This is a genomic window from Hydrogenophaga taeniospiralis (genome assembly GCF_020510445.1).
GTDB lineage: Bacteria > Pseudomonadota > Gammaproteobacteria > Burkholderiales > Burkholderiaceae_C > Hydrogenophaga.
On the sequence record NZ_JAHBAG010000001.1, the window covers coordinates 5,009,267 to 5,032,481 of the forward strand.

The following is a 23,215-nucleotide window of genomic DNA, read 5'->3' on the forward strand; positions in this document are numbered from 1 at the left end:
GGGCTTCCTTCGGTGGCGTTCGCTCAGCGGCCCACGGTCTGCAGCAGCGTGTCGAAACTGCTCTGCGCGATCTGCAGGAACTTGGCCGAGGCCTGGTAGGCCTGCTGGAACTGCAGCAGCCGCGCCGCCTCTTCATCGAGGTTGACGCCCGAGACCGCGGCGCGCGCGCTCTCGGTGCTGGTGGCCAGCTGGCCGGAAAAACTGGACGAGAACTTCGCCCCCTGCACCTGGGTGCCGAGGTGGGACAAGACGCTGGTGTAGCCGTCGGCCAGCGCCACGCCTTCGAAGGTGGCCTGGTCGCGCAGGGCCAGCACGGCCTTGGCGTTACCGGCGTTCTGCTGGGTGCTGCCGGCCGGGGCGGCGGCGATGTCGAAGCTGTCGCCCGCGCTCGGGCTGCCGCGCAGCGTGAGGCTCCAGCCGTTGAACTGAATCGGCTGGCCCGGTGTGTAGTTGTAGCTCGCGGGCGGGCCGGCGTTGTCGGGCGGCGGGTTGCCCGGGCCCAGGCCGGTGGCGGTGAAGCTGCCGTCGGCCAGGAAGGTGATGTTCACCGGGTCGGTGAGGTTGGCCGAGGCGTCGGTGGCGTACAGGCTCTCGATGCTCAGGCCACCGGCGTTGGCTGTGCCCGGCGTCACGGCCACCGGGCTGGCCGCGGCCAGGCGGTCGGGCGAGCCGATGGCCAAGGTCATGGCGCGCGCCACGTTCACGTAGGGGCGCACCAGGAAGCTGTCGCCCACGGCGCCGGCGCCCGCGTCGAGCTCGAAGCTCAGGCCGTCGAGCTCGGCGGGCAGGCTGGCGAACGAGGTGCTCACGCCGTCGGACAGGCGCAGGATGCTCACCCCGCCGGCCTCGAACTGCACGCGGTAGTCCGACGCCATCAGCGCCGTCGGGTCGCTGACCTCGCTGTGGATCTGCGCCGTGCCGGTGTTGCTGGCGGCGGGCAGGCCCGCGACGTCCGCCGCGGGCACGAAGAAGTCGCCACCGGCGTTGCCCAGCAGGTCCACCCCCAGGCGGTGCTGGGTGTTGATCTCGGTGTTGAGCGCCAGCGCCATGCGCCCGAGCAGGTTCTGCATCTCGGGCAGGTCTTCGTTCAGGAACTCCAGGTCGCCGCCGATCTGGCCGCCGAGCGCGGTCTGGGGCAGCTCGCGCGTGACGCCGCCCTGCACGAAGGAGACGCGCAGCTGCGAGTTGTCGGTGGTGTCGCGCGTGGCGGCCAGGGCGTTGGCCTGGCGCCCGAGCACCAGCGGCTGGCTGCCGGCCACGAACACGCTGACGCTGCCGTCGTCGGCCGCCACGGTGCTGGTCTGCACGTATTTGTTGAGCTCTGTGAGCAGCGCGTCGCGCTGGTCGAGCAGGTCGTTGGGCTCGCCGCGCGCGCCCGCGGTGTCGATGATGCGCTGGTTGATCGAGGCGATGTCCTGCGCCAGGCGGTTGACCGCCGTCACCGAGCTTTCCACCTGCTGCTGCGCGCCATAGGCCAGCGCGTCCATCTGGCCGGCGGTGTCGCGCAGGCGGGCGGCCAGCTCGTCGGCGCGCGCGATCACCACCACCCGGGCCGACGGGTTGGTCGGCGCGGAGGCCACGTCCGCCCAGGCGTTGAGCATGTCGTTCATGGCCGCGCCCAGCCCGTTCGCCCCGGTGGGAAACAGGGATTCGAGCTTGGTGAGCTTGGCCAGGCGCTCGGCGTCGGCCGCGGCCACCGAAGTGGCCAGCTGCGCCTCGCGCGTGAGGTAGGCGTCGTGCGAGCGCGAGACGGTGCCCAGCTCCACGCCCTTGCCGAAGTAGTTGCCGCCGAGCTGCTGGTAGCCCGCGCTCTGGGTGTGCACCGTCTGGCGCGAGTAGCCGGCGGTGTTGGCGTTGGCGATGTTGTGGCCAATGACCTGCAGCGCCGCCAGGTTGGTGGACAGTGCGTTGGCACCGATGTTGAGGGCGGAGGACATGTCAGTGACTCATGAAGTGGGCAAGCAACGGAGTGGTCATGTCTGCGCTCGCTGCAGGCTCAGCGTGGTGTTGATGGCGCGGCTGAGCTTGGCCGCGTACTGCGGGTCGGTGGCGTAGCCGGCCCGCTGCAGGCCGCTGGCGAAACCCTGGACCGAGTGGAGCTGGTCCATCACCTGGTCGTAGCGCGGGCTCTTGCTGATCAGGCGCGCGTAGTCGCGGAAGGAGTCGGCGTAGGAGTCGTAGGCGCGGAACTTCGCCACCGTCTTGCGCGGCGCGCCGTTGACGTATTCGGTGGTCACCACCTCGGCGACCTTGCCCTTCCAGGCGGAGGTGGCCTTGATGCCGAACAGGTTGTGCGAGGGCGAACCGTCGCGGTGGCGGATCTCGCTCTTGCCCCAGCCGGTTTCGTGGCCGGCCTGGCCGATCATGAAGCTCGCCGGGATGCCGGACTCGCGCGCCACGCTGGCCGCGGCCTGGCTGTGCTCGGCCACGAAGCCGGCCTGGCGCTGCCCGGCCGGTGCCCGGCTCACGGTGCTGGCGGCGGGCGCGCGCGGCGCGGCGGGGATGCTGTTGTCCGCCCCAGCGGCGCCTACCTTGGCCGCTGCGGCGGCGTCGGTCTGGCGGCTGAGCTGGCGCTCGATGGCTTCGGACAGCCCACCGGGCATGCCGGTGAGCTTCACAGCGAGTTGCTGGTCCAGCAGCTCGGTGCCCAGATCGCCCTGGCCACCCTGCCCGTCCATCAAGCCGGACTTCATGGTGGCCTCGCGCATGCTCTTGATGAGCTCGCGCATGAACAGCGCCTCGAACTGCTTGGCGGTTTCCTTGAGCGCCGCCTTGCCCTTGTCTCCCGTCTGGCCCGCGCTGAAGCGCAGGGCGTTGAGCGCGCCAGGATCGCTGGCGAGGCTCTGGGTGGACGAAAAGGGGGCGTTCAAATGACTTCCAGCTCGGCGTTCATCGCGCCGGCGGCCTTGATCGCTTGAAGAATGGCCAGCAGATCCTGCGGGGTGGCACCCAGGCCGTTGAGCATGCGCACCAGGTCGGAGAGCTGGGGCGCGGCGTTCATTTCAATCAGGGAGCCGTTGTCCTGGGTGATCTGGATGTCGGTCTTTTCGGTCACCACGGTCTGGCCGCCGGTGGACAGCGGGTTGGGCTGGCTGATCACCGGCGTGGCGCTGATGCTCACCGAGAGGTTGCCGTGGGCCACCGCGCAGGGGCCCAGCGTGACCGCCTGGTTCATGACGATGGAGCCGGTGCGGGTGTTGATGATCACGCGCGCGGCCGGCACCGTGGCTTCGAGCTGCAGCTCTTCCACCTCGGCCAGGAAGCTCACGCGCGCATCGGTGTTGGCCGGTGCGATCAGGCGCACCACGCGGCCGTCCACCGCGCTGGCCGTGCCCGCACCCATGCGGGCGTTGACGGCCTCGGCCACGCGGCGCGCGGTCAGGAAGTCGGCCGAGTTCAGGCCCAGGTCGATGGTGTTGCCCAACGCGAACGGCGTGGGCACGCTGCGCTCGACCTGCGCGCCCGAGGGGATGCGCCCCGCGCTCAGGTGGTTGATCTGCACCTTGCTGCCGCCCGCGGCCGCGCCCGCGCCGCCCACCAGCAGGTTGCCCTGGGCCAGCGCGTAGATCTCGCCGTCGGCGCCCTTGAGCGGGGTGGTGATGAGGGTGCCGCCGCGCAGCGACTTGGCGTTGCCCACGGAGGACACGGTCACGTCGATCATCTGGCCGGGCTGGGCAAACGCGGGCAGCTGCGCCGTGACCAGCACCGCCGCCACGTTCTTGAGCTGCATCTTGCCGTCGGCCGGCAGCGTCAGGCCGAGCTGCTGCAGGTAGTTGTTCAGGCCCTGCGCGGTGTAGGGCATCTGGGTGGTCTGGTCGCCCGTGCCGTCCAGCCCCACCACCAGGCCAAAGCCGGTCAGCTGGTTGCTGCGCACGCCCTGCACGGCGGCGATTTCCTTGATGCGGATCGCCTGCGCCGGCGCCGGCCAGCCCAGCGCCACCACCCCGAGCACCAGCGCGCTCCAGGCCAGCAGGCGGCGCAGGGCCGCCCTGTGGGGGCCGGTGGGGGCGAGCCGTGCGCGGGTGTTGGAGCGGGTGTTCATGGTGGGTGCCTGCATGCTAGGCCGGCTCAGAAGGGGAAAACGTTCAAAAAGAACCGTCCCAACCAGCCAATTGAGAGCGCTTCGTCCACCGGACCGCGCCCCTTGGACTCGATGCGGGCGTTGGCCACCTGCGCCGAGGGCACCACGTTGCCGGGCTGGATGTGGCGCGGGTCCACCGTGCCCGAGAAGCGCAGCACGTCCACGTTGCTGTTCACGCCGATCTGCTTTTCGCCGGCGACCAGCAGGTGGCCATTGGGCAGGACTTCCTGCACCGTGACGGTGATGATGCCGGCGAAGTTGTTGGCGTTTTCGTTGTCTCCCTTGCCCGAGAACTGGTTGCTGGACTCGCCGCCCAGATCGAAATTGCGGTCGCGCAGCAGCTCCTTGGCCTTGATGCCCGGGATGGCCGAGACGCCACCCGAGACGCTGCCGCTGCGGTCGATCGACGAAGACGAGGACTGGCTGGCGCTGACCTTCTCGGTGATCTGGATCGTGAGGCTGTCGCCCGGCATGCGCGCGCGCGGGTCCTCAAACGCCGGGCGGTAACGCGCGGCCTGGAACAGGCTGCCGTTGCTCGGCGCGGCGGGCGCGGCGGCCGCGTAGTTGATGGGGCGCACCGGCACCACGTCGACCGGCTTGGTCATGCAGGCGGTGAGCAGCATGGGCGTGCCGAACGCGATGAGGCGAGCGATGGAAGGAAAACAGATCTTGAACATGAAGCACTTTCGTTTCGGTGATCCGGTGGCCAGAGGTGCCTGATCCAGAGACACCGCGGAACCGGCTTTGCCGGGCCGCTGGTGTCGCCCCCTGGGGGTAACGCCGCAGGCGGCGCGGGGGGTGGGTCAGAGCTGTCCCAGGCGCTGCAGCATCTGGTCGGAGGTTTGAATGGCCTTGGAATTCATCTCGTAGGCGCGCTGGGTCTGGATCATGGTCACCAGCTCCTGCACCACATTGACGTTGGAGGTTTCCACGTAGCCCTGCATCAGGTTGCCCAGGCCGTTGGCGCCGGGCGCGCCGGTCACGGGGTTGCCCGAGGCCGCGCTCTCGGCGTACATGTTCTGGCCCAGTGGCTCCAGGCCGGCGGGGTTGATGAAGCCGGCGAGTTCGATGTTGCCCACCTGCTGCGGCGTGGCATTGCCCGGCATCTTCACGGAGACCACGCCGTCGGCGCCGACGGTGATGCTCTGCGCTTCGGCCGGGATGGTGATGTCGCCCGCGACGGGGAAGCCGCTGGAGGTGACCAGCCGGCCCTGCGAGTCGGTCTGCAGGCTGCCGTCGCGCGTGTAGCCGGTGGTGCCGTCGGGCATGGTGACCTGCAGGAAGCCGCTGCCGTTGACGGCCAGGTCCAGCTGGTTGCCCGACTGCTGCAGGCTGCCCTGGGTGAACGAGCGGCTGGTGGCGACGGTGCGCACGCCCAGGCCGATCTGCAGGCCAGTGGGCAGGTTGTTCTGCTCGGTGGCGGCCGCGCCGACCTGGCGCAGGTTCTGGTACATCAGGTCCTCGAACACCGCGTTGGCCCGCTTGAACCCGTTGGTGGACACGTTGGCCATGTTGTTGGAGATCACGTCCAGCTGCGTCTGCTGGGCCTGCATGCCGGTCTTGGAAATCCACAGGGAATTGATCATGGTGTGCTCCGGGTCGGGGGAAAGGGGGTCATCCGTTCAGGCTCAGCAACTGGCTGGCGGTCTTGTCGTTGGCCTCGCCGTTCTGCAGCATGCGCATCTGAACTTCGAACTGGCGCGCCACGGCGATCATTCCGACCATGGCCTCGATCGGGTTCACGTTGCTGCCTTCGAGCGCGCCGCTCTGCATGCGGGCCTGCGCGTCGGCGGGCAGCGCCGTGCCCTGCGGGCCGCGGAACAGGCCGTCTTCGCCGCGCTGCAGGCGGTTGTCGGCGTCGGGCGTGACCAGCTTGAGCCGGCCCAGCACCTGGGGCGGCTGGTTACCCACGCGGGCGGTCACGCTGCCGTCTTCGCCGATGCCCAGCGTCGCGTTGGGCGGCACCACCAGCGGGCCGCCGTCGCTGAGCATGGGCAGGCCCTGCGCGTTCACCAGCGTGCCTTCGGTGTTGACCTCCAGCGCGCCGGCGCGGGTGTAGGCCTCGGTGCCGTCCAGCCCCTGCACCGCAAAGTAGGCGTTGCCGCGCGCGGCCACGTCGAGGTCGCGCCCGGTCTGGCTGATGGCGCCCGGCGTCTCGGAGTGGCCGGCGGTGGCTTCGAGCGCGAACACCCGCGTGCTGGCGCCATCGCCGCGCACCGGCACCGCGCGAAACGTGGACAGCTCGGCGCGAAAGCCCGGCGTGGACGCATTGGCCAGGTTGTTCGCCAGCACCTGCTGGCGGTGCATCGACGCACTCGCGCCGGTCATGGCGGTGTAGATCATGCGGTCCATGGCGTGCTCCCGGGTTCTTTCGCGTCAGTGAATGGCATCAACGCATGTTCAGCAGCGTGCTCAACACCTGGTCCTGCGTCTTGATGGTCTGCGCATTGGCCTGGTAGGCGCGCTGCGCCGTCATCATGTTGACCAGCTCGGCGGTGAGGTCGATGTTGGAGTCTTCCAGCGCGCCCGCGCGCAGGGCACCGAGCTTGCCTTCGCCCGGCGCGCCGCGCACGGCCTCGCCCGATTCGAAGGTCGTGACCCAGTTGCCGCCGCCGGTGGGCACGAGGCCCTGCACGTTGCGGAAGTTCACCAGCGAGATCTGGCCCGCCGCCTGCGACTGGCCGTTGGAATAACGCGCCATGATCACGCCCGACTCGTCGATGCCCAGGCTGGTGAGCTCGCCCGGGCGGTAGCCGTCCTGCGTGAGGTTGGAGACCGCGAAGTCGGCGCCGAACTGCGTGGCGCCGGTGAAGTCCAGGTCCACGTTGAAGGTCTGGGTCGGGTCGTTGGGCGAGGCCAGCTGCAGCTGCGGGATCACGCTGGCCGGGTCGAGCGAGCCGTCGGCCAGGAAGGAGATGGTGAACGGGGTGGACAGCGCCGGGTCGGAGTTGTTGACGCTGGTGTAGACGTTCCACTGGTTGTTGCCGATCTTGTCGAACACCAGGCCGACCGGGATCTCCAGGCCCTGGGGGTCGAAGGCGTTGAGCGAGGTGGCGTAGGTGCCCAGCGGCGTGGGCGGCACCACCGAGGCGGCGATGGGCGCGCTGGCGTCCAGGTTGAACTCGGCCGTGATCGCCGAGGTCTGCTGGGCCGGGATCGGGCCGCCCGTGGGCAGGGTCAGCGGCACGGAGTCGAAGCCCTGGCGCACGCCCGCGGCGTCGGTGGGGTAGCCCATGAGCTGGCCGCCGGTGTTGGTGATGATGTTGCCGTCGCGGTCCAGCTTGAACATGCCGGCGCGGGAATAGGCCATGGAGCCGTCGGGCATGGCGAGTTCGAAGAATCCGTTGCCGTTGATGGCCACGTCCATGTCGTTGCCGGTCACGCTGATGTTGCCCTGGGTGAACATCTGCGAGACGGTGGCCACCGTCACGCCGATGCCGGAGTTGACACCGCCCGAGGCATTGATGGAGCTGGCGTAGAGCTCGGCGAACTCGGCGCGCGAGGCTTTCATGCCCACGGTGTTGGCGTTGGCGATGTTGTGGCCGATCACGTCCAGGTTGCGGCTGGCGCTGTTCAGACCCGAGAGACCTTGCTGGAATGCCATGGTGATGTCCTTTGGAGGGGGTGGGGGTGGAAACGAGTCGGCCTTACATGAAGGCGCGGACCTGGTCGTAGGTGAGGGTTCGGCCGTTCTGCAGCTGCAGGTTCAGAGCCCCCGAGGAAAAGCCGACGGATGAGATCTCCAACCGCGACAGCGGCTTGGCGGTGACCGCTTCGCTGCCGCTGGTGGCGCGCACTTCGAAGCGGGTGGCCGCGCCCGCGCCGAGGGCGCCGGAGTCCCACTCGAAGGCGTGTTGCCCGGCGCCCAGCGCGCCCATGTCCACGGTGTCGATCACCGCGCCGTTGGCGCCAATGACGTCCACATAGACCTGGCTGGCCTCGCCGTCGAGCGCCACGGCGCCCTTGGCGATGGCGCCGTCGTAGGTGAGCTGGTCGCCGTCGATCAGCGCCTCGCGCCCGATCAGCGAGGTGCCCTGCAGCGACTGCATGGCCGCGCTCTGCTCGGCCATGCCCTTGAGCGTGGCGTTGAGTTCCTGGATGCCACTGACCGTGTTGATCTGCGCCATCTGGGTCGTCATCTGCGCGTTGTCCATCGGGTTGAGCGGATCCTGGTTGTTGATCTGCGCGACCAGCAATTTGAGGAACCGGTCCTGCGAGGCCTGGGGGTCGGTGGCGTTGTTGCTGTTGACCGCCGTGGTGCTGCCCACGGTGGTCCCGAGGTTGCTGAGGTCAAGGGCTGAAGTGAGCATGGTTCAAAGGCCTTTCACTGCCCCATCTGGAGCGTTTTGAGCAGCAGCGATTTCGCCGTGTTCATGACTTCGACGTTGTTCTGGTAGGAGCGCGAGGCCGACATCATGTTGACCATCTCCTCCACCGGGTTCACGTTGGAATGGGTCACGTAGCCCTCGGCGTCGGCGCTGGGGTGGCCCGGGTTGTGCACGCGCCGGCCGGGCTCTTCGCTCTCGCGGATGTCCTGCACCTTCACGCCCGCGGTGCCCGCGCCGCCCATGGGCACGGTCTGGAACATCACCTGCCGCGCTTTGTAGCTCTGCCCATCCGGGCCGGCCACGGCATCGGCGTTGGCCAGGTTGCTGGCCACCACGTTCAGGCGCTGCGACTGCGCGCTGATCGCGCTGCCCGAGACACCGAAGATGGAAAACATCGACATGAGGAACTCCTTATTGCCCGGTGATGGCGCTCAGCATCGTCTTGACGTGCGAGTTGATGAACCGCAGCGTGGACTCGTAGCGGATGCTGTTGTCCACGAAGTTGGCGCGCTCGCGGTCCAGGTCGACCGAGTTGCCGTCCTGGCTGGGCTGGGTCTGCACCGTGTAGGCCATGTCCGGGCTGCGCGGATCGGCCGAACCCAGGCGCATGTGCTGCGCGCTGGTGACGCTCACGCCCGCACCCGACGCACCGCCCGAGGCGTTTTGCAGCGCCTTGGCGAAGTCGAAGTCGCGCGCCACGTAGCCCGGCGTGTCGGCGTTGGCGATGTTGCTGGCGATCACCTGCTGGCGCTGCGAGCGCAGCACCAGCGCGTTGGCATGGAAGTCCAAGCGTGCGGTCATCTGTTCAAGCATGGTGCGGCTCCAGACAGGGTGGGCGGGTCGGCAAAAGCGCAGGCTTTCACCGGGATGAAGGCAAGTATGGGAAAACTTGAGCCTGCGCAATGGCCCGAACAAACGCCGCTTTTGCGGGCATTTCGGTGCTTTGTGCCCGCCCCACCCCGCCTACAGTGCAAACCTGACGGCATGCGCCGCCCCCTCGCTTGCCCCACCCGCGCAAACCCGATCAACCACCCACACCCCAAGAGAACCGCCATGCAAGCCAACGCCTCGACCCACCCGCCGCTGCGGTCGCCCGCGCGCGCCCTGTCCCGCTGGCTGGCCGCGGGCGCGCTGCTCGCCCTGAGCTGCTGGTTCATCAACCCCGCCCGGGCGCAAGACAACGCCGGGCTGGAGCAGATCGCCAGCGACTGGCTGCAGCCCGCGCTGGCCTCGGGCCTGGGCCAGGAAGCCGGCGCCCCGCTGCGGCCCGAGGTGGTCATTGGCCGGCTCGACAGCCGGCTGCGCCTGGCCCCCTGCGCCCGCGTGGAACCCTATCTGCCCACCGGCACACGCCTGTGGGGCCGCAGCCGCATCGGCCTGCGCTGCCTCGAAGGCGCCACCCAGTGGAACGTGTACCTGCCCGTCACCGTGAAAGCCTGGGGCCCGGCCTGGGTGCTCAAGCGCCCCGTGGCCGCCGGGGCCACGCTCACTCAAGAAGACGCCGACGTGGCCGAAATCGACTGGGCCGAACAGTTCGCCAGCGTGCTGGCCACGCCCGCGCTCTGGGTCGGCCAGCAAGCCGTCTACGCGCTGCAACCCGGGCAGGCCCTGCGCAGCAACATGGTGCGGCCCATCCCCGCCTTCGGCCCCGGCGCGCAGGTGCGCGTGAGCAGCGCGGGCGCGGGCTTTCACGTCATCGTCAGCGGCGTGGCACTGGGCGCCGGCGTCACCGGCCAGTCGGTGCGCGTGCGCCTGCAGGGTGGCCGGGTGGTCACCGGCCTGGTGCGCGACGGCCAGACCGTGGAAGTGCAGTTGTGAGCACCTTCCAGGCACCACCCGCGCGGCAGTTTCGTGAAGAAATCAACACAAAAAGGCTAAAGTCCCCCCGCTTTTGCGCCGATAGTCTTTCCACAACGCCCTGACTTCGGGGTTTGGAGAGTGATCATGAAAGTCGAATCGTCACCGGATTCCTACATCGGTTCCGTCGCCGGAGGCCCACAAAAGGCCGCCGAGCGCCCCGCTGCGGGCGCCGAAGCCGCCGCGGCAACGGGTGCAGCGGCGCAGCCCCAGGCCGGCGTGACCGTGACCCTGTCGTCCTCCACCGTCTCGGCCATGCAGGGCTCCGCGGCGGGGGGCAACGACGTGTTCAACGCCGAAAAAGTCGAGGCCATGAAACAGGCCATCGCCAACGGCACGTTCCAGGTCAACGCCGAAGCCATCGCCGACAAGATGCTCTCCAACGCGGCCGAAATGCTCAGCAGCAGCGCCGGCGGCAGCCGCGCCTGACCCCTCCTTCCCCCGAAGAAAGCCCCAGGCCATGACCCCACAGCCCGCCACCCACCCCTGGTTGACCTCGTTGCAAACCGAGCTTGACGGGCTGGAAGCCGCGCTGCTGCAGGGTGATGCCACGGGCGTGGAACGGGCCAGCGCCCGCGTCCAGGGCGTGCTGCAAAAAGCCCCCAAAGCCACCGTTTTCAGCGCCCCGGGCCACGCCGCCCTGCGCGAACAGATGCACAGCGCCGCCGAGCGCTTCGGCCGCCTGCGCCAGGCCGTGCTGCGCGCCAGCGCCCAGAGCCAGCGCGCCGTGCACAGCCTGCTGCCCCAGCAAGCCCAACCCACCTACGGCCACATGGCCGGCCCCTCGTCCACCGGCGGCGCCGGTCGGGCTTACCTCGCGGCCTGAACGGCTGGTCGGCCCTGGGCGGGGCACTTCTCCTTCGTATTGCGTGGCTGGCCTGATCGGCTGGCGCAAAAAAACCGGCAAATGCCGGTTTTTCGCTTTGGTGTTGGATGAACACGCACCGTGCGGCGTTGCCGCACAGATCCGACTTCATTCGGATATTCGGCCTCCAACGATCACACCAGGCGATCAGAGGGCGCCCGGCCCCCAAGGCAATCGTCCGAACAACCGTCTTCAGGGCGATGTGTTCCGGGCTTCAGCCCGAAAGCGCGCTGCTACATTGACTTTCACCCCCGCAAGGCAGGACCACGGCTGGCCCTGCGCTCACGGCTCCAGGCCCTGCAGGAAGTCTCCCCCATGAATCAAGAAATTGGCGCTCACGAACTGGACACCTTGCTGGAGCAGCTTGCGCCCCAGACCAAGGTCCTTTCGCTCGATTGTTTTGACACCATCCTGTGGCGCAAGGTGGCCCGACCGACCGATGTGTTTTTCAGCCTGCAGTCGCTGGAGCCTTTCCGTTCGGCCGGCATCACCGCCGCCCTGCGGGCCAAAGGTGAATCGGAACTGCGCCGCAGGAAGCAGCTGCTCACCGGCATCAGCGAAGTCACCCTGGAAGACATCCACCGGGAACTGCTGCCGCACGCAGACCCCCAAGGCATTGCCCAGGCCGCAGAGGTCGAAATCGCCTGCGAGCTCGCACACGCCTTCATCTTCGAACCGATCGCGCGACTGATCCGGAGCGCGCGCGCCAAGGGGTTGCGCGTGATCGTGGTCAGCGACATCTACTTCACCGGCAAGCAGCTTGGCCACATGCTCGGCACCCTGATGGGAGAGACCGCCGACGCCATTTCACACATCTATTGCTCTTGCGATTTCGGTGCGTCCAAGACATCGGGCATCTGGAAAGAGGTGCTGCGGCGAGAAAAAGTCCAGCCGCAACAGGTGTTTCATCTGGGGGACAACCGCCGCGCCGACCTGCAAGGCCCGGCAGCGCATGGCATCGCCTCGGCCTGGCTCCGGCAGCATCCAGCGTCCGTTACCAGCCAGCTGGAGCAGCGCGCCAGCGCCGCCGTTCAGCTCATGCCCGAGCTGCGCCACACGCACGCGCTGCCCAGCTACTTTCACGGCCTGCTCGCCGCGACCGATACAGAAACGCTGAACGCGGCGCAGCAAATCGGCTACCGCTCGCTGGGCCCCATTCTCTACAGCTTTGGCCGCTTCATCGAGCAGCAACTCCAGGCGCTCAAGGCGGCCGGCAAACACGTCAGGATCGCCTTTCTGCTGCGCGATGGCTACCTGCCCGCCAAGGTGTGCGAGGTCCTGATGGGTTCCGAGGGTTTGCATCAGATCAACCTCTCGCGATTCACCGCCATCGCATCCTCGCTGCAGACCAAGGCCGACGTGGTCCGTCTGTTGACGAGCAGCCTGTCGGACAGCTCCATGTCGGCCATGGCCAAACAGCTGCTGCTTCCACCGGCGAAGGCCCAGGCGCTGCTGGACCAGGCCAACCGGTCGGCCCAGCCGGCCCAGGCATTTGCCCGCCTGGTGTTGCGCGACGACACCTTGAAACTGGTGTTCGAGCAATCGGCCGCCTTTCGCGAGCGCATGTTCACCCATGTCAGGCAGCGCACCGGTCTGGCACCGGGAGAGACCCTGGTCGTGGTGGACCTCGGCTACAGCGGCACGGCACAAACCCGCCTGGCACCGGTGTTCAAGCAGGCCATGGATGTCGATCTCTTCGGCCTCTACCTCATCGCGAGCCGCATCAAGGGCCAGCAGACCGATCGCAAGGGCCTGATCGATGCCAGCTGGGCCGACGAGCGCCTGATCCTGACCATGACGGCGTACATCGGCCTGTTCGAGATGATGTGCACCACGCCAGAGGCCAGCACGGTGGACTACACCGAACAGGGCGAACCCATCCGAAGCCAGTCCAATACCGCGCGTCCGCAGTCGGAGGTGGTGGCCGACATCCAGGCCGCCTGCCTGCGTTTCGTGGCCGACATGGCGCGCACACCCGAACGCCATCAACCGCGCCAGACCCCCCTGGAACTGGCGCAGCAGGCGGCGGCCGACCTCGGCCGACTGCTCTACTTCCCCAGTGCGAAGGAGATCGCCTGCCTCTCCTCGTTCGAGTTCGACTTCAACCTGGGGACCGACCTGCTGCTGCCCACGGCCAACCTGCAAGCCGGTATCAGCGAGTACCGCAGGGAGGGCTTCGCCCTCATGAACCAGGAACTCAAGGCCATGCGCATCAGCTACCCCATGGAGATGCGGCAAATGGACATCTCGCTGGCCACCACGCTGCTGTCGGCGCAGCGGTTTGGCTACAGCCTCGCACCGTCCGAAGCCAGCTTCCGGACCATCACCGTTCCGACGCTGGTCGCGAGTCGCGACCAGCACGCCGTCGTCCAGACGCTGGCCACCGCCACCTTCGACGGCTACCACCGCCTGCACCTGCCCATGAGCGCCGCCTTCGACCAGAGCCTGCTGCTGGGGCAGACCCACGAGTGGTTGCAGCTCGACAGCATCCAGAAGGTGCCACTGGACGACAAGGAACCGGGCGAAGACCTGGCGCTGGGCGAGGCCGTGCTCCTCGACGGCCTGGAACAGGTCGAAGGCACGCTGGTCAAGTTCGGTCCTGGCGGGATGATGTATTTCCCGGCCTGCGGCTCGAAGGAACACGGCAAATTCATGATCCGCGTGGTGTTCCGCCCGGTGCTGGCGCGCGATGGATCGACCCCGGTTGCTTCGTACAGCGCCCACGAAGAAGCAGCGGCTCCCCACCGACCGATCATCCCCGCATCAAGCCCCGTCAAGGAGCCGGCATGAAGGGCGTCGCATGGAGGGTTTCCGCGGCATGGGCTGTCACCGCTCGATCAATGGGCGATGCACCTACTTGAATGCCTCGACGTTGAGGTGCCAGGGCTCGCTGTCCTTGCCTTGCTCGAGTCGTCGGACATTCGTGAATCCGATCTCTTGCAGAAGTGCGGCCAGTGTTTCAAATGAGTATCCCCAGCGATGGCTGTCATGAATGTCGCCACCACGGTCCGGATCACACCAACCATAGAACCCGGCCATCGCATGCTCATGCTGATCAGGAAAGGCGCTGGATTCCAGTCCCAGCAGCTGCCTGGCATGAAAGAGGATGTCGGGAACAACGATGTGCAAGCGTCCCGCTGGTGCCAGCAGGTGAAACCATGAGCGCAGGGTCAGGAACGCCTGGTGTCGGGGCAGGTGCTCGAGCATGTGGCGGGAGTAGACCTCGGCAACCTGTCCTTGTGGAAGATCGATCGCCCATGCATCGCAGACCAGGTCTGTGATCGGCGTTTGCCTCGCATCCACGTGTACGTATCCCTCCAGGCGGTGCACGTTGCCGCAGCCGACGTTGAGTTTCATCCGAGGACTCCTGGTGAGACGAGGTTCGCTGTCTGTCCGCGTGTGTGTTCGCTTTCACGCGAGAACATGAGCATGATGAACTGGCTGTCATCTGTCAGGGGTCGCAAGTGCATCTGGCTCTCGGGCAGCAGCCCCGCCAACCGCTGGTCTTGCACCCGATACACCTGCTGTCCAGCACTGGCCAGCACGCAGGGGAAGCCCAGACGGCTCATGAACTGGCAGATGTCTTCCGATGTGAAGTGACGGCAGTGGAACCCGAATTGGGTCGAGAAACTGGCATGGGGAAGGGCTCGCTCATTCGGAACCGACAAGAACACAGGCCCCTTCGTGGCACGGCAGATCTGTGCCAGCAAAGCTTCGCTGTCGTCAACGTGCTCGACCGATTCGAAGGAGACCGCGTAATCGAAAAGCCCGGGCGTCAGTTCGAAAGGAAATACGGCCTGCCCAAACGCCACCCGATGGTTGCCGTAGTGTCTTTCGGCCAGTTCCACGGCTTCGGTGGAGCCATCGATCCCGATCACGCGCGATCCGGTCAGTTGGCTGATCATCCGGCTGCCGTACCCGTTGCCGCAAAAGGCATCCAGTCCTGTGAGGCGGGAGCTGTCCCGGAAGTGGCTGCGCAGCAGCCGGGCAGCCCATGCATACCGGGCACGGTGATCGGCGCGAATGCCATGGATATGGGGGGCTGTCTGACGCTCGCCGCTTTCCAGAGAGAAGTCGTGTCCGTCGGAGGGGGCCAAACCCACATGTTCGGAAACACAGAACAGCAGTTCCTGCCGGGCAGTTTCATCCTTTGGGGAGAGCACCAGGGCCTTCCAGCTGGCGTTCAACGCCGCCTCCGGGTTTCCACACGCGCGATGAAGAATCGCCTGCATCGTTCGCAGCCGGGCGTCATCGGGAAAGCCGTTGATCGCCGCTTGCGCGTTTTTCAGCAAGTCGGCGGCGGGCACTTCTTGCGCGCACTTGAGCAAGTGGGCAAGTGCCTCATCCGGATCTGAATAAGCCCTTGTGTTCATGCCACCACCTTGCCAATTTGCCCATAGCCCCAGTCCGCGTTCATGCTTCTGCGCAGTCGATCAGGCATCCATTGCGCGACCGTCAACGATGGCACCGTCTCCAGTGACAGCAGCTCCCCCCAGAATGCCGCGTCCAGCCATGCCGGTGTCTGGGAAAGGAGGGCTCCGGGAAGACCACCGCGAGGACCATGGTGGGCATCGAAGTCATAGAGACAGGGTTTGAAACGCACCACCTCTTTGTCGAAATAGCGGGCTTCGAACAGGCAACTGGAGTTCAAGGCGGCGATGGTCCTGATGTTGTCCTGTGCCATCAGGTGGTACGCATTGGCGGATGTGAACGCAACGGAGCCTATGCGGCAAATGGCACGAACGGAGGGACTTGCCTGAATGTCATAGGGGTGCGGCTTGAAGTAGGCATGCGCATGCGAATGGCACAGCTCGACCAGTTCTTGCAGATGGCCCTCCAGGCTGCAGAATCCGCCGCCATCGGTTTCGACCAGCGACCGGTCACCGTGGACCTGTCCGAAGATCACCAAAGAGCCTGGAGCTGCGTCGACGGGTGCAGACATCCAGGCCGTCTTGGCCTTGATGTCGGCGGCTCGGCTCCGGATATCGGCTTCCTGAACGGTGTTGAACGACAGCGACTCGTGCAGATCCGGGTGGTTGGTTCGCATGGCAAAAATCAGGTCCGGCATGAACCGCACAGCATGCAGGACCACATCGATGTAGGGCACCCCCAGGTCCGTCAGTGCGTCCAACATCACGTCGGGCATCTCGTAGCCGATGACCAGCGCGTCTTTGACGGTCGGTGCGAGTTGATCGATCAGAGCCTCTGGTGCCGACTTCAGGGACGCCAGGGTTGTCCAATTGAGCATGCCAAGATCAAGCCCGAGACGGTCGTACAGCGCGGGTGCATCAAAGTAGGTGCTCCTTGTCGGATCGAGTTGCGGATCCCATGTCAAGGATCCGTGATCGACGCCCAACCGCTCGAGATGTGGCGCGACGAGGGCCTGCAGCCATCGGATGTTCTTCCATGTGGCGCTTTCCCATTCGCTTCCGTTGGCAAAGGGCCGAAGCAGATCGCCGGTGAAAACGACCTGCGTGAACTTGGGTTTTCTGGCTGTGTGCATGTCGGTTGCTCGTGCGTTGGGTGCAAAAAACCGGCGCGTTCGTCAAAGCAACGCCTGCTTCGTCGCCCACCCGATCGCCAGAAAGGACTGCATGGAGGCGACGCGACAGGCTACGAATCGATCTCCACTCAGAGCGCTCAGTGCTCCCGCAGCTTGGCCCGCAGGCGCGCGATGGACTGGCTGTGCAGCTGGCAGATGCGCGACTCGGTCACGCCGAGCACGGCGGCGATTTCCTTCAGGTTCATGTCGTGCTCGTAGTACATGCTCATGATGTGCTGCTCGCGCTCGGGCAGCACCTTGATGGCGGCCACCAGGGCGGTGCGCATGCGGTGGTCCTGCAGCACGGCCGAGGGCTCGGCCTCGGTGTCGCCCATGTGGCGGTCCAGGAAGCTGTCTTCGTCGTCGCCGTGGCCGCTGATGTCTTCCAGGTACACGAGCTGGGTGCCGCGCACCTTGGCCAGCAGGTGCTGGTATTCGGCCAGCTCCATGCCCAGCTCCTTGGCGATCTCGGACTCCATGGGCGCGCGGTGCAGCTTCTGCTGCAGGCGGTGCACGGCGCCCTCGATGTCTTTCTGGCTCTTGCGCGAGCCGCGGCTCATCCAGTCGCCTTCGCGCAGCTCGTCGATCATGGCGCCGCGGATGCGCTGGCTGGCGAAGGTCTCGAACTGCACGCCCTGCGCGGGCTCGAAGCGCGCGATGGCTTCGGTCAGGCCGATCATGCCGACCTGGATCAGGTCGTCGAGCTCCACGCTGGGCGGCAGCTTGGCGATCATGTGGTGGGCCAGGCGACGCACCAGCGGGCTGTATTTGCGCAACTGGTCGTCCCGGTTGAGGGTGCCTTTGGCGGTGTACATCGTCAGCTCCAGGAGGTGTGGGCGGTCGCGGCGCGGCCGGCCTGCGGGGCGGAAAATTGGGGCAGCCACAGGTTGCGGTGGGCATCCGCGCGCGGGTCGCAGCGGGTGAGCGCGCTTTCCTGCACGCGCAGGCCCCAGGTGTTCAGGGGCCAGGCGTCCACCGACAGGTCCAGGTAGCGCCGGGCACAGTCGGCCACCGTGTCCACCACCTGCCGCAGCGGTGCCGTCTCGGGCTCCAGGCCCTGCGCCAGCGGCGCGAGCACCGGCGAGATGCCGGCCGCGTGCAGCAGCTTGAGCGCGCCATAGGCGTCGATGCTGGCCTGTGGCTGGGGCAACACGGGCACCAGCGCGCGCGCGGGCAGCCCCGACAGCAGCGTGGCCAGGCCCTGCGGGGGCGCGAACAGCAGCACCAGCGCGCGCGGCCCGAAGGGCGCGAGCAGGCGCGAGAGCGCCACCGCGCCGCCCGAGGCCTGGGCGGTCTGCTGCAGGGCCTGCATGCCGAGCGCGCCGGGCATGACCAGCCAGTCCACCCCGTCGCCCGAGCGGGCCAGGCCGCAGATGGACGGGTCGTGCATGGCGTGCAGCAGGCCCAGGTGGGCGCCGTCGTTGCCGCGGCGCACCGGCGTTTCGCTGGCGGTGGCGTCGATGATCACGACCTCGCGGCCCAGCGCGGTGAGGTGGGCCGCCAGGGTGCACAGCAGTTCATAGGCGCGCGCGGGCTGCGCGGGGCTGGCCACCGGCATCACGCTGGGACCGCTGGCGCGGGCGGGTTCGGCGCGCAGGCCGGCCGCCTGATCGAAACCGAACTCAAACATGCGAGGCTCCCAGGTCGAGGCCGAGGCTCGAAGCCTGGGCGAAATAGAAACCCATGTCGGTGGATTGCGGGTCAAAGGCGGACTTGCCGTCGGTGCCCATGGACACCCGCACCAGCGCGCTGGCCTCGGGGTTCTGCCAGTCTTCGGGCACGCGCTGGCCGTTGGCCACGCCGCGCAGCACCACCTGGTGGCGGATCAGCGCGTCCAGCGCCGGACCGAGCTTGACGGCCTCGTCCACCTTGGAGAGCACCACGCCGTGCAGGGTGTTGGCCTTGAAGGCGGTGAGCACGTCGTCCAGCGTGTCACCGTGCGAGCTGGCGTTGAGCACCAGGGTCTTCTTGACCTTGGGCATGTCCAGCACGTCGAGCATGTCCTGGATGCGCTGGTCGCGCTGGCCCAGGCCGGCGGTGTCCACGATCACCATGCGCTTGTTGGCCAGCAGGCTGAGCAGGTCCTTGAGCGCGGCGCGGTCGTGCGCCAGGTGGGCCACCACGCCGAGCATGCGGCCGTAGGCGCGCAGCTGTTCGTAGCCCGAGACGCGGTAGGTGTCGAGCGTGATCATGCCCACCGAGGCGGGGCCGTACTGCTTGACGCACTGGGCCGCGAGCTTGGCGGCGGTGGTGGTCTTGCCCACGCCGGTGGCGCCGATCAGGGTGACCACGCCGCCCTCGTCGCACAGGCCGGCGCCGGGACCGGCGGTGCGCAGGTTGCGCGAGAGCACGTCCATGACCCAGCGCATGGCCTCGGGTGCGGTGGCGTCGACCGGCATGCGCTCCAGCACCGCGCGCGCCATGGCGGGCGAAAAACCGGAGCGGATGAGTTTGAGCATCAGCCCGGACTGGATCGGGTTCTGCTTGGACGAACCCAGCCAGGCCAGGGTGTTGAAGCGCTCTTCGATCATCTCCTTGAGCGCGGAGAGTTCGACCGCGACGCTGTTGTCGGCGCGTTCGCCCAGGCGCGGTGCGGGCTGCGAGTCTTCCCACGAGGCGTTGACCACCGGGCGGGTGCGGATCGGGGCCGGCATGGGGGTGGGCACCGGGGGCGCGTTGAAGCGCTGCACCGGGATCTGGATCGGCTCGGCGCGCGGCGCGGCGCGGCGCGGTTCGGCGGGCGCGGGTGCCGGCGCGGTGTCGGCCTGGGCCGTCTCGCCGGCCTGCTCGGCGCGGCGCTTGCGCAGCATGCGCTCGCGCACGTATTCCTGGAACGACAGCGTGCTCATGGCCAGGGTCTCGGTGTCGCTCTCCACCGACTCGGGCGTGGTGGCGGGGGCCGACCGGCCGCGGGCCGGCTGCGCCCGCTCGGCGCGCACGGCCTGGGGCGTGGGGCTGGCGACGGGGGCCAGGCTCTCCTCGGCCGCGGCCATCACTTCAAAGCCGCCGTCGGTGGAGCGGGTGGAGAGGATGACGGCGCTGTCGCCGAAGGTGTGGCGGGCCTTGGCCATCGCCTCGCGCGAGGTCGGGGCGGTGAAACGCTGGATGTTCATGCTGCAAGCTCCCCAAGAATCGGGCCAATACGGATGAGGTGGGTGTCAGGAATTTCGCTGTGCGCCAGCACCTGCAGGCGCGGCGCGGCGCGGCGCAGCAGGCGGGCCATGGCGTTGCGGATCGCGTCGGGCACCAGCAGGCAGGCGGGCACGCCTTTTTCTTCCTGCTTGTTGGCCACGTCGGAGGCGGATTTGCTCAGCATCTCGGCCACGCCCGGGTCCAGCGCGCCACTGGCCGCGCCCGAGAGCGCCTGCATCAGCAGCCGCTCCAGGCCGGGCTCGATGGCGATCACTTCGAGCTCTTTCACCGAGCCGTAGATCTGCTGCACGATGGCCGGCGAGAGCGCCATGCGCACGCGGCGGGCCAGCTCGACCGGATCGGCGGTGTGCGGGGCGTGCTCGGCCAGGGCCTCGATGATGGTGCGGATGTCGCGCACGTGCACCGACTCTTCCAGCAGCAGCTGCAGCACTTTCTGGAAGGTGGCGACGGAGACCATTTTGGGCACGACCTCTTCGATCAGTTTGGGGGCCAGGCGGGTCACGTGTTCGACCAGTTCCTGGGTCTCTGTCCGGCTGAGCAACTTGGCCGCCTGGACTTGCATCAAGTGTGAAAGATGCGTGGCCAGCACAGTCTCGGAATCAACCACCGTAAAACCGGCCATCTGCGCGTTTTCACGTTGCTTCTCTTCGATCCAGTGCGCCGGCAGGCCAAAGGCCGGGTCGGTGGTGGGGGTGCCGATCAGCGGGGTGTTGATGCCACCGGGGTCGATGGCGAGGAACATGCCGGGGAACACCTCGCCCTCGCCCACCACCACGCCGCGCAGCGTGATGCGGTAGGCGCTGGGGCGCAGTTCCAGGTTGTCGCGCACGTGCACGGCCGGGGGCAGGAAGCCCACTTCCTGCGCGAATTTCTTGCGCACGCCCTTGATGCGGGTGAGCAGGTCGCCCGCGCGGTTCTTGTCCACCATGGCGATCAGGCGGTAGCCCAGCTCCAGGCCGAGCAGGTCCACCGGCTGCAGGTCGTCCCAGCTGGCTTCGCCGTCGCTGGGCGCTGGCGCCTCGGCGGCCACCGGCGCGGGCTTGTTTTCTTCCTGGTGGCGCCACCAGGCGATGCCGCCGGTGATCATGGCGAAGATCAGGAACACGGTGTGCGGCATGCCCGGCACGATGCCCAGCATGAACAGCACCGCCGCGGTGATGCCCATCACCTTGGAGGACATGAACATCTGGTTCATCACCTGGCCACCCAGGTCCTCGTCCTTGCCCACGCGCGAGACCACCATGGCCGCGGCCACCGAGATCAGCAGCGAGGGGATCTGCGCCACCAGCGCGTCACCCACGGCCAGCAGGATGTAGCTGTCGGCCGCTTCGCCGGCGCTCAGGCCGTGCTGCACCACGCCGATGATCAGGCCGCCGATGATGTTGATGACCAGGATCAGGATGCCGGCGATGGCGTCGCCACGCACGAACTTGGAGGCACCGTCCATGGAGCCGAAGAACTCGGCCTCGTCGCCCACCTCGGCGCGGCGGCGCTTGGCCTCGGCCTCGTCGATCAGGCCGGCGTTCAGGTCGGCGTCGATCGCCATCTGCTTGCCGGGCATGGCGTCCAGGGTGAAGCGGGCCGACACCTCGGCGATGCGCTCCGAGCCCTTGGTGATCACCACGAAGTTGATCACCACCAGGATCGCGAACACGATGAAACCGACCGCGAAGTTGCCGCCGATCAGGAAGTGGCCGAAGGCCTCGATCACCGCGCCGGCCGCGCCCGGGCCGGTGTGGCCTTCGAGCAGCACCACCCGGGTGGAGGCCACGTTGAGCGACAGGCGCAGCAGCGTGGTGAGCAGCAGCACGGTGGGGAAGACCGAGAAATCCAGCGGCCGGCGCATGTAGGCCGAGACCATCATCACCACCAGGGCCAGCGCGATGTTGAGCGAGAAGAAGGTGTCGAGCAGCCAGGGCGGCAGCGGCAACACCATCATGGACAACACGGTGATGACCAGCAGCGGGGCGGCCAGGCCGTTGGCCCAGTCGGCGTGGCGGCCGAACCATCGCCGCAGGATCTGCAGTTGTGCGTTCATGGTGTGGTCTCGGTAGCGGGTTTCTTCCAGTGGGGATCGAGCTCCGGCGGCACCTGCGGCACCGGCATCTCACCGGGCATGACGCCCTGGCCCTTGAGGGCGGCTTTGAGCTGGTACACGTAGGCCAGCACCTGCGCCACCGCGGTGTACAGCGCGGAGGGCACCTCGCCGTCGATCTCGGCGTGGGCGTAGAGCGCGCGCGCCAGCATGGGGGCCTGCAGCACCGGCACCTGGCTGGCGCGGGCCACGTCGCGGATCTTCAGCGCGATCAGGTCGGCACCCTTGGCGATCACGCGCGGCGCGTTCATGGTGGCGTCGTCGTACTGGATGGCCACGGCGTAGTGGGTCGGGTTCATGACCACCAGGTCGGCTCGCGGCACCGCGCCCACGCTGTTGCGCTGGGCCAGCTCGCGCTGGCGCTGGCGGCGCTTGCCCTTCATGTGGGGATCGCCCTCGCTCTCCTTGTGCTCGCGCTTGACCTCTTCGAGCGACATCTTCATGCGGTTGGCGTGCAGGTACTTCTGCAGCGGCAGATCGACCAAGGCAAAGAACAACACCACCAGCAGCAACAGGCCCACGCCGGTGCCCATCCAGCTGCCGAGCTGGCCCAGGGCGCCTTCGAGCGGGCGCATGAGCAAGGTGCTGAAGGGCTGCACATGGGAGGCGATGAAGCGCCAGGCCACCACGCCGACCACGGCGGTGACGCCCGCGAGCTTGGCGGTCTCGACCAGTTGATGCTTGGAGAACAGCCGGCCGATGCCCGACAGCGGATTGAGCCGGGTGATGTCGGGCATGATGGGTTTGGTGCTCAGCGCCCAGCTGCCCGAGGCGATGGCGGTGACGATGGCGATGGCCACCACCAGCAGACCCAGCGGCAGGTAGATCATCAGCCCCTGGCCAAAGCCGGCGGTGAGGCGCTCCAGCACCAGCTGGGGCTGTTGCAGCATGCTGTGGTCAAAGCGCAGCTGCTGCTGCAGGCCGCCACGCAGCATCTCGAAGCCCATGGGCAACAAGGCCATGAGCACCACCGCGCCGCCGCCGAGCACGGCCAGGTTCGAGAGGTCCTTGGAGCGCGCGATCTGACCGTCGGCGCGCGCCTTTCTCAGGCGCTGCGCGGTGGCGGGTAGGTTCTTGTCCTGACTGGAGGATTCCATCGCTCTGACTCATCGGGTTGATGAATCAGATTGTGGAAGTCGGGGTGAAAAACTAAAGCGCGATAAAGCGGCCTCTGACGGCGCTTTTCCGGGAGCAGCAGCGCGGAATCAGATGGCGCCGCGCGTGTCAAAAGCCAGTGTTCCCTTCCCCGGAGCGAAATGCCCGAACCCAGAACACCGCGGAACCGGCTTTGCCG

General features: G+C 67.5%; 22 protein-coding genes. 4 read left to right on the top strand and 18 right to left on the bottom strand.

All coding sequences use genetic code 11. The features are described 5' to 3' along the window. Window positions 1-23: 23 nt before the first annotated feature. From flgK to flgB, 10 genes are all read right to left on the bottom strand, one after another. Window positions 24-1,937, bottom strand: coding sequence for a flagellar hook-associated protein FlgK (flgK, locus tag KIH07_RS23960; protein WP_226494351.1), 1,914 nt, complete (start codon window positions 1,935-1,937; stop codon window positions 24-26). Between the two features lie 36 nt (window positions 1,938-1,973). After that, window positions 1,974-2,870 carry a flagellar assembly peptidoglycan hydrolase FlgJ gene (gene flgJ / locus KIH07_RS23965; RefSeq protein WP_226494352.1) on the bottom strand — a complete coding sequence of 299 codons (897 nt, stop codon included), beginning with the start codon at window positions 2,868-2,870 and terminating at the stop codon, window positions 1,974-1,976. Beyond that, complete coding sequence (locus tag KIH07_RS23970) at window positions 2,867-4,042, bottom strand: flagellar basal body P-ring protein FlgI (protein WP_226494353.1); 1,176 nt, start codon at window positions 4,040-4,042, stop codon at window positions 2,867-2,869. The genes flgJ and KIH07_RS23970 overlap by 4 nt, the downstream gene beginning before the upstream one ends. A gap of 26 nt (window positions 4,043-4,068) precedes the next feature. After that, complete coding sequence (locus KIH07_RS23975) at window positions 4,069-4,758, bottom strand: flagellar basal body L-ring protein FlgH (protein ID WP_226494354.1); 690 nt, start codon at window positions 4,756-4,758, stop codon at window positions 4,069-4,071. Between the two features lie 126 nt (window positions 4,759-4,884). Then, window positions 4,885-5,667 carry a flagellar basal-body rod protein FlgG gene (gene flgG, locus KIH07_RS23980; RefSeq protein ID WP_226494355.1) on the bottom strand — a complete coding sequence of 261 codons (783 nt, stop codon included), beginning with the start codon at window positions 5,665-5,667 and terminating at the stop codon, window positions 4,885-4,887. A 28-nt stretch (window positions 5,668-5,695) separates the two neighbouring features. Further along, window positions 5,696-6,433, bottom strand: coding sequence for a flagellar basal-body rod protein FlgF (flgF, locus tag KIH07_RS23985; RefSeq protein ID WP_226494356.1), 738 nt, complete (start codon window positions 6,431-6,433; stop codon window positions 5,696-5,698). 37 nt (window positions 6,434-6,470) lie between these two features. Further along, the gene (gene flgE, locus KIH07_RS23990; RefSeq protein WP_226494357.1) at window positions 6,471-7,685 is read right to left on the bottom strand and encodes a flagellar hook protein FlgE; all 1,215 of its coding nucleotides are present in this window, start codon (window positions 7,683-7,685) and stop codon (window positions 6,471-6,473) included. Window positions 7,686-7,728: 43 nt separating this feature from the next. After that, entirely contained in the window at window positions 7,729-8,391 is a 663-nt protein-coding gene (locus KIH07_RS23995; protein WP_226494358.1) for a flagellar hook assembly protein FlgD, read from the bottom strand. A gap of 14 nt (window positions 8,392-8,405) precedes the next feature. Beyond that, entirely contained in the window at window positions 8,406-8,810 is a 405-nt protein-coding gene (gene flgC / locus KIH07_RS24000; protein WP_226494359.1) for a flagellar basal body rod protein FlgC, read from the bottom strand. 10 nt (window positions 8,811-8,820) lie between these two features. Continuing rightward, window positions 8,821-9,222: a flagellar basal body rod protein FlgB gene (flgB, locus tag KIH07_RS24005; RefSeq protein WP_226494360.1), complete on the bottom strand. Its 402-nt coding sequence runs from the start codon at window positions 9,220-9,222 to the stop codon at window positions 8,821-8,823. Between the two features lie 240 nt (window positions 9,223-9,462). Between flgB and flgA the strand changes: the two genes are divergently transcribed. From flgA to KIH07_RS24025, 4 genes are all read left to right on the top strand, one after another. Then, window positions 9,463-10,227, top strand: a complete 765-nt coding sequence (flgA, locus tag KIH07_RS24010; protein WP_226494361.1) for a flagellar basal body P-ring formation chaperone FlgA — start codon at window positions 9,463-9,465, stop codon at window positions 10,225-10,227. 126 nt (window positions 10,228-10,353) lie between these two features. Continuing rightward, window positions 10,354-10,695, top strand: coding sequence for a flagellar biosynthesis anti-sigma factor FlgM (gene flgM, locus KIH07_RS24015; protein WP_226494362.1), 342 nt, complete (start codon window positions 10,354-10,356; stop codon window positions 10,693-10,695). Between the two features lie 31 nt (window positions 10,696-10,726). Next, the gene (locus tag KIH07_RS24020) at window positions 10,727-11,092 is read left to right on the top strand and encodes a hypothetical protein (RefSeq protein ID WP_226494363.1); all 366 of its coding nucleotides are present in this window, start codon (window positions 10,727-10,729) and stop codon (window positions 11,090-11,092) included. 354 nt (window positions 11,093-11,446) lie between these two features. Then, the gene (locus KIH07_RS24025; protein WP_226494364.1) at window positions 11,447-13,921 is read left to right on the top strand and encodes an HAD family hydrolase; all 2,475 of its coding nucleotides are present in this window, start codon (window positions 11,447-11,449) and stop codon (window positions 13,919-13,921) included. A gap of 63 nt (window positions 13,922-13,984) precedes the next feature. Here the strand turns inward: KIH07_RS24025 and KIH07_RS24030 are convergent, their stop codons facing one another. The 8 genes from KIH07_RS24030 to KIH07_RS24065 all read right to left on the bottom strand — a co-directional run bounded on the left by KIH07_RS24030 (window position 13,985) and on the right by KIH07_RS24065 (window position 23,018). Then, the gene (locus tag KIH07_RS24030; RefSeq protein WP_226494365.1) at window positions 13,985-14,488 is read right to left on the bottom strand and encodes a class I SAM-dependent methyltransferase; all 504 of its coding nucleotides are present in this window, start codon (window positions 14,486-14,488) and stop codon (window positions 13,985-13,987) included. After that, complete coding sequence (locus KIH07_RS24035) at window positions 14,485-15,504, bottom strand: class I SAM-dependent methyltransferase (protein ID WP_226494366.1); 1,020 nt, start codon at window positions 15,502-15,504, stop codon at window positions 14,485-14,487. Before KIH07_RS24035 ends, KIH07_RS24030 begins: the two co-directional genes overlap by 4 nt. Then, window positions 15,501-16,634: a hypothetical protein gene (locus KIH07_RS24040; protein WP_226494367.1), complete on the bottom strand. Its 1,134-nt coding sequence runs from the start codon at window positions 16,632-16,634 to the stop codon at window positions 15,501-15,503. Before KIH07_RS24040 ends, KIH07_RS24035 begins: the two co-directional genes overlap by 4 nt. Window positions 16,635-16,771: 137 nt before the next feature. After that, a complete protein-coding gene (locus tag KIH07_RS24045; protein WP_226494368.1) occupies window positions 16,772-17,488 on the bottom strand; it encodes an RNA polymerase sigma factor FliA in 717 nt (238 codons plus the stop codon). A gap of 2 nt (window positions 17,489-17,490) precedes the next feature. Beyond that, the gene (locus tag KIH07_RS24050) at window positions 17,491-18,303 is read right to left on the bottom strand and encodes a hypothetical protein (protein ID WP_226494369.1); all 813 of its coding nucleotides are present in this window, start codon (window positions 18,301-18,303) and stop codon (window positions 17,491-17,493) included. Further along, complete coding sequence (gene flhF, locus KIH07_RS24055) at window positions 18,296-19,786, bottom strand: flagellar biosynthesis protein FlhF (RefSeq protein ID WP_226494370.1); 1,491 nt, start codon at window positions 19,784-19,786, stop codon at window positions 18,296-18,298. The genes KIH07_RS24050 and flhF overlap by 8 nt, the downstream gene beginning before the upstream one ends. Continuing rightward, window positions 19,783-21,864, bottom strand: coding sequence for a flagellar biosynthesis protein FlhA (gene flhA, locus KIH07_RS24060; RefSeq protein WP_226494371.1), 2,082 nt, complete (start codon window positions 21,862-21,864; stop codon window positions 19,783-19,785). Before flhA ends, flhF begins: the two co-directional genes overlap by 4 nt. Next, entirely contained in the window at window positions 21,861-23,018 is a 1,158-nt protein-coding gene (locus tag KIH07_RS24065) for a flagellar biosynthesis protein FlhB (RefSeq protein WP_226494372.1), read from the bottom strand. The genes flhA and KIH07_RS24065 overlap by 4 nt, the downstream gene beginning before the upstream one ends. Window positions 23,019-23,215 lie beyond the last annotated feature (197 nt).